A 14,751-nucleotide genomic window follows, 5' to 3' on the forward strand; every position below is an offset into this window, starting at 1 on the left:
CAACACCCGCCCCCGACAACACCCGCCCCCGAGACACGATCGCCGCCTCCGAACGCCGCCCCCGGCGCGGGTCCGAATGTGGCGCCCGGCGCGCCGGGCCGGCCGGATCGGCGGCCGGATGCGCAGCCCGAAGGCCGTACGCAGCCGAATGCCGGCCCCGGCGCGGAGCCGGGTCGGCCCGTGCCGCCCAACATGGCTCCGGGCATGCCCGGCCGGCCGGTGCAGCGCCAGGACGTCCAGCCCGATGGTCGTCTCCAGACCAATGGCGCTCCCGGCGCGGAGCCCGGACGTCCCGTCCCGCCGAACATGGCGCCGGGCGTACCAGGCCGGCCGTTCCAGCCGTCGGGACAATCACCGGCTCCGGGTCAGGCTCCGGCGCCAGGCGGGGTGCCGCCGGGCGCGGTGCTGCCGGGCCAGCCGGCTCAACCGAGCCCGGGTCGCCCGGCTGATCGCGGCAGTTTCAACGCGCCCGGTCAACCGGGCTACATCCCGGGCGGCTTCCGCCAGGACGACGACGTCCGCAATTACGAGCAGGTCCGGCGCGACCGGCGCGAGTACAGCGAGGGGGGCTACACCTATTATCGGGAGCCGGGCCGGATCATCGTCCGCGATCGCGACACCTACCTGATCCGCCACGACGAGAACGAGCGCTTCCGGGATCTCGACCCGCGCGGCTACCGCTACGAACGGCGCGGAGCCGATTTCTACAGCTTCATCGACCGGCCGGGCGGCGAGCAGATCGTCACCGTCACGGATGATGGAGGCAGGCTGCTGCGCCGCTACCGCCGCTTCCGCGACGGCCGCGAGGTGCTGATCATCGACAACAGCTATGCCGGACCGCCGCGGCCGATCTACGAGGACGTCGTCGTGCTGCCGCCGCCGGACATCCGGATTCCGCGCGATCGCTACATCGTCGAGTACGATCAGGCGGACGAGGGGACGGTGTACGAGGCGCTCACGGCGCCGCCGGTGGTCGCGGTCGACCGCCGCTACACGCTCGATCAGATCCGTTACAGCCCGGATCTGCGCGCGCGGATGCGGTCGGTCGACATCGACACGATCACCTTCGACACCGGCTCGTTCACCGTGACGCCGGATCAGGCGGCGCGGCTGTCGGTCATCGCCGCGGCGATCAACAAGGCGATCCGGGCGAACCCGCAGGAGGTCTTCCTGATCGAGGGCTACACCGACGCGGTGGGGTCCGACATCGACAACCTGTCCCTGTCGGACCGGCGGGCGCAGTCGGTGGCGACCGTGCTGACCCAGCAGTTCCAGGTGCCCCCGGAGAACCTGACCACGCAGGGATACGGCGAACAGTACCTGAAGGTGAACACGCAGAGCCCGTCGCGGGAGAACCGCCGCGTCACGGTCCGACGGATCACGCCGCTGCTCCAGCAAGGTCAGGGACAGGCCCCGCCGCCGCGCTGAGGACGCGGCCCGGCACCGACGGTTGACGGCGCCGGGCTTCAGCCTCACCACCGGGCGAGTATGCGCAGCACGGGACGGCGATGGCGAGCGAGGCGGACGGCGGGCTGATCCGGTCGGGCACACCGGTCTTCCGCCTCACGGCGCTGGCGCTCGCCGCCGCCGGGTTCTCGACTTTCGCGGTGCTCTACGCGGTGCAACCGCTGCTGCCGATCTTCGCGGATGAATTCGGCGTCTCGCCGGCCGAGAGCAGCCTCGCCCTGTCGCTGCCCTGCGGCCTGCTGGCGGTGGCGCTGCTGGCGGTCAGCCCGCTCTCGGAATTCTGGGGGCGCAAGCCGGTGATGCTGGCCTCGCTGGTCGCATCGGCGCTCCTCACCATCGTGGCGGCCCTCGTGCCGGGCTGGTACGGCTTTCTGACCCTGCGCGCCCTTGCCGGACTGACCGCCAGCGGCTTGCCGGCCGTGGCCATGGCCTACCTCGCCGAGGAGATGGACGCACAGGCGATCGGCCTGTCGATGGGACTGCTCGTCGGCGGCAATGCCCTCGGCGGCATGTCGGGCCGCCTGATCAGCGGAGTCATGGCGGACCATCTGGGCTGGCGCGCCGGGCTCGCCCTGATCGGCGGCCTCGCGCTCGCCGCCGCCGTGGCGTTCTGGCGCGGGCTTCCGCCCTCGCGCCGCTTCGTCCCCCGCCGCCTGGCGTGGCGGGAGGTGCCGGGCAGCTTCACCCATCATTTCCGCGATGCCGGCCTGCCGTGGCTGTTCGCCGAGGCCTTCCTGCTGATGGGCGGCTTCGTCTGCATCTACAACTACATCGGCTTCCGCCTGCTCGATCCGCCGTTCTCGCTGAGCCAGACGGTGATCGGCCTGATCTTCTCGGTCTACGTCGCCGGGATGGTGAGCAGCCCTGTCACCGGTGAGCTGGCGAGCCGCTTCGGGCGGCGGCGGGTCCTGTGGCTCGCCACGGGCGTCGGCCTCGCCGGCATCCTGATGACCCTCGCCGACAGCATCCTGCTGATCGTGAGCGGCATCGTGGTCACGACGATCGGCTTCTTCGGAGCCCATTCGGTCGCGAGCAGCTGGGTCGGGCGGCGCGCCCTGCGGGACCGCGCGCAGGCCTCCTCGATCTACCTGTGCCTCTACTATCTGGGCTCGTCGGTCCTCGGCACCGCGGGCGGCTGGTTCTTCGCCCACTCTGGCTGGAACGGCGTGGTGCTGTTCGTGGGCGGACTGTACGGTCTGGCACTGATCATCGCCCTTCGGCTGTCCCGCCTCGCGCCGCTGGCGACCTGAACCGGAGATCCGCCCATGAGCGAGCGCAGCCACGTGCGACACGTCGTCGACCAGTTCGGAGCGCAGGCCGCCGCCTACGTCACGAGCGCCGTGCACGCCGCCGGTGCCGACCTCGACCGGATCGGCGAACGGGTCCGCGCCCGGCCGGGGGCGCGGGTTCTCGACCTCGGCTGCGGCGGCGGCCACGTCTCCTTCGCGGCCGCCGCCGCCGGCGCCGTGGTCACGGCCTACGACCTGTCGGCCGAGATGCTGGCGGCGGTCGCCGCCGAGGCGTCAAGGCGCGGCCTTGACCGGGTCGAGACCCGTCAGGGCGGCGCCGAGGTCCTGTCCTTCCCGGACGCCGCGTTCGATGCGGTCCTGACCCGCTACAGCGCCCATCACTGGCGCGATGTGGCGGCCGCGCTGTCGGAGGCGCGGCGGGTGCTGCGCCCGGACGGGTTCCTCGTCGTCAGCGACATCGTCGCCCCAGAGGATCCGCTGCTCGACACGCACCTGCAGGCGCTGGAACTGCTTCGCGACTCGTCGCATGTGCGCGATTACCGGGTGTCGGAATGGCGCGCCTTGCTGGAGGTCGCGGGCTTCGATGTCGACAACACGACCCCCAGCCGGCCGCGCATGGAGTTCGCGAGCTGGATCGCCCGGATGCGGACGCCCGCAGCCCATGTCGCGGCGATCCGGTCCCTTCAGGCGGTGGCGCCCGCGGAGGTCACCGCCCATTTCCGCATCGAGTCCGACGGCAGCTTCCTGCTCGATGCCGCACTGATCGAGGCGCGCCCGAGGCTTGGCCGTTGACCGGCCGCAGACGCGCTCCCATGTTGCAGCCTCGCGCCACCAGAGGGAGCCGCCCCCGCCCGGCAGGGTCGCGGCTCAATGATCCGGCCTGATCGAACTCGTCGTCGTCATCCTGCTGATCGCGCTCAACGGCGTCTTCTCGCTGTCGGAGCTGGCCGTGGTGTCGGCGCGCAAGAGCCGGCTTCGGGCTCTCGCCGAGGATCGCCGGCCCGGTGCGCAGGCCGCCCTGGCGCTGGCCGAGGAGCCGGGACGCTTCCTGTCGACCGTGCAGATCGGGATCACCCTGATCGGCATCCTGTCCGGTGTGGTCTCGGGGGCGGCCTTAGGCGACCGCCTCGCCCTGGTGCTGATCGACCTCGGCCTGAGCAAGGGCTTGGCGGACACGCTGGGCTACACCCTGGTGATCGCGGTGATCACTTACCTGTCGGTAATCATCGGCGAGCTGGTGCCGAAGCATCTCGCCCTGCGCGACCCTGAACGGATCGCCTGCGCGGTGGCGCCCGGCATGCGCGTGGTCTCCCGGGCCGCCCTGCCGGCCGTGTGGCTCCTCGACGCCTCGACCAGGGCGGTGTTCCGGCTGATCGGCCAGGAGACCGAGAGCGCCAGCGCGGTGACCGAGGAGGAACTCCGCAGCCTCGTTGCCGAGGCGGAGACCGCCGGTGTCATCGAGGGCGACGAGCGGGCGATGATCTCCGGTGTCCTGCGGCTCGGCGATCGGCTGGTCCGCGGCGTCATGACCCCGCGCACCGACGTGGTCTGGATCGATCTCACCGACGATCCGGAGGTCGTCCGGGCACGGGTGCTCAGCAGCGCCTATGCGCGCCTGCCCGTGGCCGATGGCGGTCCCGACGCGATGATCGGCGTGCTGCAGCTGCGCGACCTGATCGGCCCTCTTGCCCGGGGCGAAGCGCTCGACCTGCGCGCGCATGTCCGCCGCGCCCCGGTCCTGCCCGACACCCTCGACGCCCTCGATGCCCTGGAGGCCCTGCGCAAGGCGCCGGTGCCCATGGCGCTGGTGCACGACGAGTACGGGCACTTCGACGGCCTCGTGACGCCCGCCGACATCCTCGACGCCATCGCGGGGGCGTTCCCGGCCGAGGATACGGAGCCGGACGCGGTCCGCCGCGCGGACGGATCCTGGCTGATCGCCGGCTCGATGCCCGCCGACGAACTGGCCGATCGGCTGAGCCTGCGGCTCCCGCCCTCGCGCGACTACGCCACCGCGGCCGGCCTCGTCATCGCGATGCTTCAGCGTCTCCCGGAGACCGGCGAGACCTGCGACATCGCCGGCTGGCGCTTCGAGGTGGTGGATCTCGACGGACGGCGCGTCGACAAGTTGCTGGCGACCAAGCTGGCGGACGCCGAGGCCGGGTAGCTCAGGCGGTCTCGCCGGCCAGCCGCCGCGCCGTGCGGTCCGGCCCGATCAGCGGCAGCAGGCCCGCGAGGTCCGGGCCGTGCTCCAGACCGGTCAGGGCGAGTCGGAGCGGCATGAACAGGCCCCGTCCCTTCGCGCCGGTCCGGCTGCGGATCTCAGCCGTCCAGGTCTTCCAGGTGTCGGGGCCGAAGGGCGCGGGCGGCAAGGTCTCGCACGCGGCCGCGATCACCGTGGGCTCCGACAGCACCGGCGTGACCGGGCCGGCAACCACCTGCCACCATGCGGCAGCATCCGGCACCCGTATGAGATTGGCCCGCACCGCAAGCCAGAAGGCCTCCGCGGAGTCCTGCGGGATGCCGAGAGCCGTGAGGCGCTCGGCCACCGCGGCGTAGGGCAGGGCGTGGACGAGGCGGGCGTTGAGGCCGTCGAGTTCGGTCGGGTCGAAGCGGGCCGGCGCCCGCGAGATTTCGCCGAGATCGACGAGGCTCGCGAGGGTGTCGAGGTCGGGCACGGCCCGCACCGATTCGGCCGAGCCGGTGAGCACCGCCAGCGAGCGCACCGCCGCGGGCTCGTAGCCCGCCTCGCGCAGGCCGCGCAGCGACAGATGTCCGAGTCGCTTCGACAGACCTTCCCCGTCGGCCGTGGTCAGCAGATTATGGTGCCCGAAGATTGGAACGGCCGCGCCCAGCGCCTCGAAGATTTGCACCTGCACGCCGGTGTTGGTGACGTGGTCCTCGCCGCGGATGACGTGGGTCACGCCGAGATCGGCGTCATCCACCACGGAGGGCAGCGTGTAGAGGTAGCTGCCGTCAGCTCGGATCAGCACCGGATCCGACAGGGACGCGCAATCGACATGGGCCGGACCACGGACGAGATCGTCCCACGTCACGGTCCGCGCCTCCAGCAGGAAGCGCCAGTGCGGCCGGCGGCCCTCGGCCTCCAGCGCCGTGCGCTCCTCGGCGGTGAGGCGCAGGGCCGCCCGGTCGTAGATCGGCGGCTGGCCCCGCCCGAGCTGGCGCCGGCGGCGGCGCTCCAGCTCCTCCAGGGTTTCGTAGCAGGGATAGAGCCGGCCCGCCGCGCGCAGGCGCTCGGCCGCGGCGTCGTGCTGGGCCTTGCGGGCGCTCTGCCGGGCGAACAGGTCGGGCTCGATGCCGAGCCAGGCCAGATCCTCCCGGATCGCGGCGGCGAAGGTCTCCGTGGAGCGCTCCGCGTCGGTGTCGTCGAGACGCAGCAGGAAGCGGCCCCCGGTCCGGCGGGCGAACAGGGCGTTGAGCAGGGCCGGCCGGGCGTTGCCGATGTGGAGATAGCCGGTCGGCGAGGGGGCGAAGCGGACGAGGGTCATGCCCGCTCTCTAGCCGATCTCCACGGGAATGTGCGCGGGACTTCGCGCCGGTAAAGGCCTCCGTCCGCGCTCCGCTACCCAGGACCGCGAAAACCCGTCAGAAGGTCGCCCCTGGTGCAGGGCGGACTGAAGCGGCATGGCGACGGGTGAGACAGCCGACATCGTGGTGGTCGGCGGCGGGATGGTCGGCCTCGCAAGCGCCATCGCGTTGCGGGACCGCGGTTTCGACGTCGTCCTGTGCGATCCCGGCGAGGCGCGGGCGCGGACCTCCTACGGGAATGCCGGCGTTGTCAGCCGCGGGTCGATCCTGCCGATGTCGAGCCCGGCGCTGTGGGGCAAGCTCGCGGCCTACCTGTGCAATGCCGATCGGGGCCTGCGCCTGAACCACGCGCATCTCCCGCGCATCATCCCCTACACGGCGCATTTCCTCGCGGCCGCGCGGGCCTCCCGATGGCGCCGCGCCGCCGCGGCGCTGCTGCCCCTGACGAGTGCCGCCTATCCGGCCCACGAGCGCCTCGCGGCCCGGGCGGGAACCGGTGATCGGTTGCAGCGGACCGGCTGGCTCAAGGTCTACCGCACGGAGGCCGCCTTCGCCGCCGCGGCCCTGGAGCGCGAGATCCTGGCGGGGCACGGGGTCGCGTTCGAGATCCTCGACCCGGCCGCCCTGCATGCCCTGGAGCCCGCGTTGGTGCGTCCCTACGCGCGGGCGATGCTGCTCACCGAGACGGGCTCGGTGCGTGAGCCGGGCCGGCTGATCGAGGCCTGCGAGGACCTGTTCGCGGGGCTCGGCGGGCGCCGCCTGCGGGGCAGCGTCGCGCGCCTCGAGCCCGGGTCGAACGGATGGCGCGTGGCTCACGAGGGCGGCGTGGTCCAAACCCGGCAGGTCGTCCTGGCCGCCGGCGCGGCCTCCGGCGCGATCGCCAGAACCCTGGGCTACCGCTTCGCCGTGGCGGAGGAGCGCGGCTACCATCGCCACTATGCCCTGCATCCGGATAGCCCGCCGCTGACGCGGCCGGTTCTCGATACCGGTGCCGGCTCGATCCTGTCGCCGATGGGCGACCGGCGGGTGCGGGTCCTGTCGGGCGTGGAACTCAACGCCCGTCAGGCCGCCCCGGACCACACCCAGATCGAGGCGGCCTCCCGCGAGGCCGCCGGAACCCTCCGGCTGGGCGGCCCCCTCGACAACGAGCCCTGGCTCGGGTCCCGTCCGTCGACGCCCGACGGGATGCCGGTGATCGGCCGGGCGCCCCGGCACGAGGGTCTGCTCTTCGCCTTCGGCCACGGCCATATCGGCCTCTCGACCGGACCGATCACCGGAGAGATCATCGCCGACCTCGCCGCCGGGCGGGATCCGGCGGTGCCGGTGGCGGCCTTCGCGCCCGAGCGGCTCCTGCGGTGGCCGCGGCTGATCTGATCGTCAGCGCCAGTCGTAGGGGTTGTACGGCTCCAGCGCCGCCTGGATCTTCCGCAGTGCGTCCGGCTGCCGCTGGAGATCGGCCTCGCGGGCGAGCGCCCGCAGGAACGCCTGCGGGCCGTGCTCGAGATCGCGCGACAGGCCGTTGAAGCGGTCGGCCGGCTCGACATGGGCGGGATTGACGGCGACGCGGTAGTCGAGCCCGCAGGTCGGCGGGTCKATCCCCAGGCGGTAGCAGATCCGCACCCGCGCGAAGGGCGCGCCCGGGCGATAATCGACCTGGTACCCGCCGAAACGGAAGGCGCCTCCGGTCGCACGCTGCGCATAGGCCAGCGTCCGCGCCACGGTGGTGAAGCCGGCGGTGCGCCGGTCCTTCACGAGGTCGATCGCCGCGCGTTCCGACGGAACGAACGACTGCGCGCAGGCGGCGCCGGACACCGATGCCGCTAGGACGGTCGGAAGGAGGAATCTCATGGCGTCTTCATGCAGACCGCGACGGGCTCGGCATCCTTGGCGGCTTTGGCGGTCATGTCCAGGCAGCTGACCGTGGAGACGCCGTCCGTGACGGTTACGGACGGCAAGACGGCCATGCCCCGGCAATAGGCGCCGATCAATTCCTCGTCGCGGCGGCAGGCGACGTCGAGGCGCACTTGGCTGTTCATGGCCGGGCCGGACGGTCCCGGCGGTCCGACCGGTCCGGTCTCGCCCGTCGGACCCCGGGCGCCCGTGGCGCCGTTGAGTCCCGCGGGTCCCTGCGGCCCCGGCGGACCTTGATCCCCCTTCGCGCCCGGAGGCCCGGCCGGCCCGGGTTTCGGGGCCTCGCAGCCGGTGAGCGCGAGCGTCGCCGCCGCTCCGGCGACGATCGCGATCAAAGAGGCTCTCTTGCGGTTCTCCGGCCACGCCTGCGGAGACCGAACTGGTGCGGGGCCACGATGCGTCAACGGATCCGGCCGATCGCGACACTGTGTACACAACCCATAGTGAAAACACCGTAGCGCGCCGGGTCTGCGCGATCAGATTAAGGCTTTCGCAAAGACTTGTGGCCACATCAGTCGTGATGTTTGGATTGAATCGCTCTGTTTGCTCATGAACGGCCGAGGACCAATACGCCTAGCGAATAGAGTGACGTCAGGTTGTCTTCTCAAGGCGCTCGGGCGTGATGCCGGCGGCGCCGCCGCCGTGGAGTTCGCCCTCGTGGCRCTGCCGTTCCTGGCGCTGTGCGGCGCGATCATCCAGATCGCCTTCCAGATCTGGGCCACGCAGAACTTCGATCGCGCTCTGCAGAATGCCGTCCGAACGATCTTCACCGGTCAGTTCCAGCTCGATACGGCGGGTCAGACCGATCCCGCGACGTTGCTCGCTGCGCTGAAGACGCGGATGTGCGGGCCGGCCAACGCGCCCATCGCCAACGTCTTCAATTGCCAGAACGCCAAGATCGACGTCGCGACGGCGAGCACCTTCTCGGGCGCCAGCGCGAGCAAGTCGATCGACACCGCGACGGGCACCTGGAGCACCAGTTTCGGAACCAACTACCGGTGTGCGCAGCCGGGGACGATCGTGATCGTCACGGCGGCGGTGCCGTTCCCGACCTTCTTCAACCTGATGGGTCTGAACACGCGGCAATTCACCAGCGGGTCCAGCACGGGATCGAGCCTTCTGACCTCCACCGCGGTGTTCCGGACCGAGCCTTACCAGATCGTCGGAGCGAGCCCATGCCCGTCCTGACCCGCCGGGCCGCACGGCTGCGGCGCGACAGGCGTGGCAGTGCGATGGTGGAATTCGCCGTCATCCTGCCGCTTCTGCTCGCGATCTGGGCGGGCATGACCGAGGTTGCGCACGCCATCGACGAGTGGCGCAAGCTCACGCAGCTGGCCCGTACCGTCGCGGACCTGACCGCGCAGGGCGACACGCAGAACCCGATCAGCCCAACCCTGATGAACGACATCATCGCCTCCGCCACGGCGGTGATGCGCCCGTTCGATACGTCGAAGGTCAGGATCGTGGTCAGCGCTATGGGCGTCGACCTGAAGAATCCGAGCCCGGTGCCGCTGGTCTGCTCCAGCGTCGCCAATGCCAACGCCACCGCGCGCAGACCCGGGACCGCGACCGGCCTCACCGTCCCGGACGGCTACCAGACGGCAGGGATGCGCTACGTCCTGGCGGAGGTCAGCATCACCTACGCACCGATGATCGGAAGCGCCCTGGTCAAGCTCGCCAGGGGCGTTGGCGACACGATCACGTTCACGAGCAGCGCGCCGTGGCCGACCCGTGGCGGAAAAACCTACGGCACCAACACCTACACCGAAGTCGTCCTTCCGGACGCCAATCACGCGAATTGCGATGGCACGACGATCAATCGCGCGTCCTGACGGCGCGGCCAAGCGGTGGCGACACCGCCTCGTCCAGGATCGCGGCGGCAATGTCGCCATGCTGTTCGCGTTCCTCAGCGTGCCGATGCTGATGCTCGGCGGCGCTGCGATCGATTACGGTTTCGCCACGCGGCTGGAGACGAAGCTGCAGGCCGCGACCGACGCCACGGCGCTGCTCCTCTGCCAGACGCCGCTCGCGACCCCGCAGGCCGACCTCAACACCCTCGCCGTGACGACCATGGCGGGCGCCATGGGGACGGCGAACCTGGTGGTCGATCCCCTGGCCATCACCAGCAACCCCCGCAAGATCACCCTCACCACGCACAAGCTGTCGACGACCTTCTTCGGCGCGCTTACCGGCACCAAGCGGATCAACCCGGGGGCCGTCGCGCAATGCGCCACCCCGCTGCCGAAGACCTTCGAAATCGCGCTGGTGCTCGACAATACCGGTTCGATGGCGGAATCCAGCGGCGGCCAGTCGAAGCTGAAGGCCGTTCAGGTCGCGGCGGCGAACTTCGTGGACTACGTCTACACCAGCGCGGCCTTCTCCAGCGCGACCAAGATCGCGATCGTGCCCTTCGCGGGTGCCGTGGCGGTGGATCCCACCGCCTATCGCTACGCCTCCTGGATCGATCTGAACGGCGTATCGAGCTACCACTGGACGAATATCATCCAGTCGCCTCCGACGCCGTTCAAGAGCCGATTCGACGTCTTCGCGAAGCTGCAGGCCGTCAATCGCGCCTGGGGCTGGGCCGGCTGCCTCGAGTCGCTTGCGTACCCGCTCAACGTGCAGGACGGCGCCCCCTCCGCCTCGAACAAGGATTCCTACTACGTGCCGCTCCTGGCACCGGACGAGCCAGGGGATGGCACCTCGCAGGTCGCTCCCTTCCCGGTCGGCAGCCAAAATCCGACGGCCTACAGCTACAACAGCTACATCGATGACCGCACCGGCGGCAGCTGCCAGAACAGCAACTCGTACACCACGGCCCTCGGGCAGGCGTGCAAATACGTCAACCCGACGGACGCCGTGTCCGCATCCCCCCTCGGCATCCCGAACGGCCCGAATTTCGGCTGCACGACCCAGCCGCTTCAACGGCTGACCAACAGCACGTCGACCCTGAAGACCCTCATCAACAACATGGCGCCCATGGGGTCGACCAACATCCATGAAGGCTTCATGTGGGGCTGGCGCACGCTCTCGCCCAACAGCGTCTTCGCCGACGGACAGCCCTATGCGCCGAGTTCGAGCAGCTCGTCCGCGACGACGATCAACAAGGTCATCATCCTGATGACCGACGGCACCAACAGCTGGAGCGCCAACCCGTACGCGCCGACCGGGTCGCTCTATTTCGCGGCCGGCTACTTCAAGAACGCCAACGGCTCGACCGCCAATCCGCGCATGCCGCCGAAATATCAGAACATCGCGGACGCGAACACGGCCCGCTCCGCCCTCGACGCCCTGACCGCGGAGGCCTGCAGCAACGCCAGGGCGGTGAACGTCTCGATCTACACGATCGGGTTCAGCATTCCGTCCGACCCCATCGACGCGGCCGGTCAGACCCTGCTGAAGAACTGCGCCTCGACGCCCGACCAATACTTTCTCGCCAACACGTCGGACGACCTGATCAAGGCCTTCCAGACGATCCAGGCGAGCATCGGCGCTTTGCGGCTGACGCAGTAGAGCCTGCGGTCGAAGAGAGCGGCATCCCGGCCCGCAGCCGGGGCCGGATCAGTCGTCCCGATAGACGCGTTCGCGCCGCTCGTGACGCTCCTGGGCCTCCAGGGAGAGGGTGGCGATCGGCCGCGCGTCCAGCCGGCGCAGGGAGATCGGCTCGCCGGTCTCCTCGCAGAAGCCGTAAGAGCCGTCCTCGATGCGGGCCAGCGCCGCATCGATCTTGCCGGTGAGCTTGCGCTGGCGGTCCCGCGCCCGCAGCTCGATCGCCCGGTCCGTCTCGGACGAGGCGCGATCGGCGAGATCGGGATGGTTCTCGTTCTCGCTCTGGAGCGCCACCAGCGTATCCTGCGCTTCGCGCAGGATGTCGTTCTTCCAGCTCAGCAGCTTGCGCCGAAAATATTCGCGCTGCCGGTCATTCATGAAGGGCTCGTCGTCGGACGGGACGTAGCCGTCCTCCAGCTGCACCTTCGCCATGCGTCACCCTCGACTGGCTGGTAAACCGCCCACCAGGGGATGGCCGGTGTGCGGCGATAACGTGAGGTGCCGTATAGTCGAGGTGCCTCAGCGCTACAACGCACACGGATGCAGCGGTTGTAACTGGCTGTCACTGCCTCGGTGCGTGCGGCAAACAGGCCACGGTACAGAAGTTTTGCTCTGTCATCTGGCCCGCAACCGGATGATCGCGGCCGCGATCTCGCTCGTCAGCGTCCGGGCGAGCGGCAGCCTGTAATGGGTCTGGTCGAAGAACTCGTCCGGATCCGCCGCCTCGGGACGGCCGTCGCGCCAATCCACCACGGTGCTCAACGGGTGCGTCGCGAGGACCGACCGGACTTCGGTCCGGCAGGCTGCCTCGACCTTCGCACGGGGGCTGCCGGCCGATGGCTCGGCGCGGGCGTAGACGGGTGGAAAGACCACGACCACCGGTGTCGTCGCGGGGATCCGCGCCAGCTCGGCGCGCAGGCGCGTCGCGATCGGGAAGGGGCCGCCGTGGTGCGGCTCGGGCTCGGGACCGACGGGCTTCTCGAGCGCCGCCTTCTTGGCCGGGTCGATGCCGAAGCCCTGGCTCAGGTAATTGCGCTCGTAGTCCCACCACCCGTCGGCTGCGGCGATCTTGCGGTGCCGGTTCAGCAGCCAGCCCAGACGGTTGATGGTCTCCTGCGCGGCCGAAAAGCGGATCAGCCCCCTCAGATAGGCGGGCCAGTCGCCCACGAGCCAGTAGGGAAATCCGTGCTCGCTCGGAAACGTCGGGTCGTCCGCGCACCAGAACGAGTCGGCCGAGAGCACGATCACTTCCGGTCGGGGATGGTGCAGCAGGTACCAGCCGAGCAGCGCGAACTGCTCGGCCGGGCCGGTGGCCGGCACCGACAGCTGGAGGAACGGCACACCGGTGAGCCGGGTCAGGGCCGCGGGCTCGATGAGCTGGATATGCGAGTTGCCGATCACGACGCCCCTGTAGGCCGGATCGCGCCCGCGTACGGCCGAGGCGGTGCGGGGTCCCTGCGGCCGCACGGCGCCACGGGACAGCAGCGTCGACCGGCCGGTATCGTAGGGGTCGACCAGAACCGCGAGGGCAAGGTAGCCCGCAAACAGGCCGGCCATCGTCAGGAACAGGGTGCGGGCGAAGCGGCGCCAGTCCCGGTCGGTCGTGGGGGGAGCGGACGCCATCCTCAGAACTGGAAGTAGATGAACTCGTAGTTCGCATCGTCGCCGATCTTCAGCAGGACGAGCACGAACACCAGGGCGAATCCGGCGGCGAGGAGGCGCCGCGGCGGCAGGCGGTGCACCGCGTTCCAGGCGGTGGGTCCGACCGTGGCGACCAGGGCGGCGATCGCGATGGTGCGCCACTTGAAGCCCGCGCCCCTGGGCGCCAGCCCGAACAGGCCCTTGAAGATCACCAGTGCCGCCTCGAAGCTCGTCGCCCGGAACAGCACCCAGGTCAGCACCACGAACAGGCTGGTGAGCAGCCATCCGACCGGCGCCGGGATCGCGATCCGGGTCCGGCGGACCAGCAGGCCGGCCCCGAGGCCGATCCCGTGGAGCGCACCCCACGCGAGGAAGGTCAGGCCCGCCCCGTGCCACAGGCCGCCGAGGGTCATGGTGGCGGCGAGCGCCCCGACCTGCCGCGGCAGACCGCGGCGGTTTCCGCCCATCGGGATGTAGAGGTAGTCGCGCAGGAAGCGCGACAGGGTCATGTGCCAGCGCCGCCAGAAATCCTGCAGGGACGTGGCGCGGTAGGGGGCGTCGAAATTCTGCGGCAGGACGAGGCCGAACAGCAGGGCGATCCCCAGCGCCATATCGGTGTAGCCGGAGAAGTCGAAATAGATCTGGAAGGTGAAGCCCAGCGTCGCCTGCCACGCCTCCACCACCGTGACGGCCTTGCCGGCGGCGGCGGCCTGGAAGACCGGGTTCACGTATTCCGCCAGCGGATCGCCGAGGAACACCTTCTTGGCGAGCCCGACCGTGAGCAGCATGAGCCCGCGGGCGAAGCGCTCGGCGGCGTCGGGCCGGGCATACGGCGCCTCGTCGAACTGGTGCATGATCTCGCTCCAGCGCACGAGCGGGCCGGCGAGAACCTGCGGGAAGAAGGCGATGTAGAGGGCGTATTTCACGAGCCCGAAGCTCGGCGCCCGGCCGGCCCGCAGGTCGGCGAGATACATGATGTGGTGGAAGGTGAAGAACGAGATGCCGAGGGGCAGGGCGAGGCCGAGCCGCGGCGTCTCCAAGCCCGGGATCAGGTTGGCGAGGTCGGCGGCAAAATCGAGGTACTTGAAGACCCCGAGCAGGGCGAGGTTGGCGGCGATGGCGGCCGGGATCAGCCAGGGGCCGGGCCAGCGGCGGTAGAGGCGGGCGACGCACCAGTTCGCCAGGATCGAGCCGGCGAGAAGAGGCACGAATCGCACGTCCCACCAGCCGTAGAATACGAAGGACAGGCCGACGAGGAGCGGCAGCCGCCATGCGGGGGCGGCGCGCGCCACCAGCCCATGGAGGATGAGCGCGGCCGGCAGGAAGGCGAGGAGGAAGACGAAGGAGTTGAACAGCATCGGGCGAGGCGGCGCGGAGGAGCCCG

14 protein-coding genes are annotated in these 14,751 nt (G+C 70.4%); 8 read left to right on the forward strand and 6 right to left on the reverse strand.

The window, feature by feature from the left end:
* From AC1DXK_RS11125 to AC1DXK_RS11140, 4 genes are all read left to right on the forward strand, one after another.
* Nucleotides 1–1,428, forward strand: a 1,428-nt coding sequence (locus tag AC1DXK_RS11125; RefSeq protein WP_477297766.1) for an OmpA family protein, incomplete at its 5' end; no start/stop codon positions are given.
* 80 nt (nucleotides 1,429–1,508) lie between these two features.
* Nucleotides 1,509–2,717, forward strand: a complete 1,209-nt coding sequence (locus AC1DXK_RS11130; protein ID WP_457106970.1) for an MFS transporter — start codon at nucleotides 1,509–1,511, stop codon at nucleotides 2,715–2,717.
* 15 nt (nucleotides 2,718–2,732) lie between these two features.
* Nucleotides 2,733–3,509: a class I SAM-dependent methyltransferase gene (locus AC1DXK_RS11135; RefSeq protein WP_457106971.1), complete on the forward strand. Its 777-nt coding sequence runs from the start codon at nucleotides 2,733–2,735 to the stop codon at nucleotides 3,507–3,509.
* 88 nt (nucleotides 3,510–3,597) lie between these two features.
* The gene (locus tag AC1DXK_RS11140; protein ID WP_457107014.1) at nucleotides 3,598–4,884 is read left to right on the forward strand and encodes a hemolysin family protein; all 1,287 of its coding nucleotides are present in this window, start codon (nucleotides 3,598–3,600) and stop codon (nucleotides 4,882–4,884) included.
* A gap of 1 nt (nucleotide 4,885) precedes the next feature.
* On the opposite strand, the gene gltX is transcribed toward AC1DXK_RS11140, so the two are convergent.
* Entirely contained in the window at nucleotides 4,886–6,226 is a 1,341-nt protein-coding gene (gltX, locus tag AC1DXK_RS11145) for a glutamate--tRNA ligase (RefSeq protein WP_457106972.1), read from the reverse strand.
* A 136-nt stretch (nucleotides 6,227–6,362) separates the two neighbouring features.
* On the opposite strand from gltX, the gene AC1DXK_RS11150 reads away from it, so the two are divergent.
* The gene (locus AC1DXK_RS11150; RefSeq protein WP_457106973.1) at nucleotides 6,363–7,640 is read left to right on the forward strand and encodes an NAD(P)/FAD-dependent oxidoreductase; all 1,278 of its coding nucleotides are present in this window, start codon (nucleotides 6,363–6,365) and stop codon (nucleotides 7,638–7,640) included.
* 3 nt (nucleotides 7,641–7,643) lie between these two features.
* On the opposite strand, the gene AC1DXK_RS11155 is transcribed toward AC1DXK_RS11150, so the two are convergent.
* Nucleotides 7,644–8,114, reverse strand: coding sequence for a hypothetical protein (locus AC1DXK_RS11155; RefSeq protein ID WP_477297769.1), 471 nt, complete (start codon nucleotides 8,112–8,114; stop codon nucleotides 7,644–7,646).
* Nucleotides 8,111–8,512 carry a hypothetical protein gene (locus AC1DXK_RS11160; RefSeq protein ID WP_457106975.1) on the reverse strand — a complete coding sequence of 134 codons (402 nt, stop codon included), beginning with the start codon at nucleotides 8,510–8,512 and terminating at the stop codon, nucleotides 8,111–8,113. Before AC1DXK_RS11160 ends, AC1DXK_RS11155 begins: the two co-directional genes overlap by 4 nt.
* A gap of 250 nt (nucleotides 8,513–8,762) precedes the next feature.
* Here AC1DXK_RS11160 and AC1DXK_RS11165 point away from each other — a divergent pair, with 250 nt between their 5' ends.
* The 3 genes from AC1DXK_RS11165 to AC1DXK_RS11175 are packed head-to-tail and all read left to right on the forward strand — an operon-like array spanning nucleotide 8,763 to nucleotide 11,690.
* Nucleotides 8,763–9,365: a TadE/TadG family type IV pilus assembly protein gene (locus AC1DXK_RS11165; protein WP_457106976.1), complete on the forward strand. Its 603-nt coding sequence runs from the start codon at nucleotides 8,763–8,765 to the stop codon at nucleotides 9,363–9,365.
* Nucleotides 9,353–10,009, forward strand: a complete 657-nt coding sequence (locus tag AC1DXK_RS11170; protein ID WP_457106977.1) for a TadE/TadG family type IV pilus assembly protein — start codon at nucleotides 9,353–9,355, stop codon at nucleotides 10,007–10,009. Before AC1DXK_RS11165 ends, AC1DXK_RS11170 begins: the two co-directional genes overlap by 13 nt.
* Nucleotides 9,981–11,690 (forward strand): TadE/TadG family type IV pilus assembly protein, encoded by a 1,710-nt coding sequence (locus tag AC1DXK_RS11175; RefSeq protein WP_457106978.1) that lies wholly within the window; start codon nucleotides 9,981–9,983, stop codon nucleotides 11,688–11,690. Before AC1DXK_RS11170 ends, AC1DXK_RS11175 begins: the two co-directional genes overlap by 29 nt.
* A gap of 48 nt (nucleotides 11,691–11,738) precedes the next feature.
* On the opposite strand, the gene dksA is transcribed toward AC1DXK_RS11175, so the two are convergent.
* The 3 genes from dksA to AC1DXK_RS11190 all read right to left on the reverse strand — a co-directional run bounded on the left by dksA (nucleotide 11,739) and on the right by AC1DXK_RS11190 (nucleotide 14,725).
* Nucleotides 11,739–12,158 (reverse strand): RNA polymerase-binding protein DksA, encoded by a 420-nt coding sequence (gene dksA, locus AC1DXK_RS11180; RefSeq protein WP_012322444.1) that lies wholly within the window; start codon nucleotides 12,156–12,158, stop codon nucleotides 11,739–11,741.
* 183 nt (nucleotides 12,159–12,341) lie between these two features.
* Nucleotides 12,342–13,349 carry a hypothetical protein gene (locus AC1DXK_RS11185; protein ID WP_457106979.1) on the reverse strand — a complete coding sequence of 336 codons (1,008 nt, stop codon included), beginning with the start codon at nucleotides 13,347–13,349 and terminating at the stop codon, nucleotides 12,342–12,344.
* 2 nt (nucleotides 13,350–13,351) lie between these two features.
* Entirely contained in the window at nucleotides 13,352–14,725 is a 1,374-nt protein-coding gene (locus AC1DXK_RS11190; protein WP_457106980.1) for an MBOAT family O-acyltransferase, read from the reverse strand.
* Nucleotides 14,726–14,751 lie beyond the last annotated feature (26 nt).

The sequence above is a fragment of the Methylobacterium sp. P3_A11 genome, from assembly GCF_056403155.1.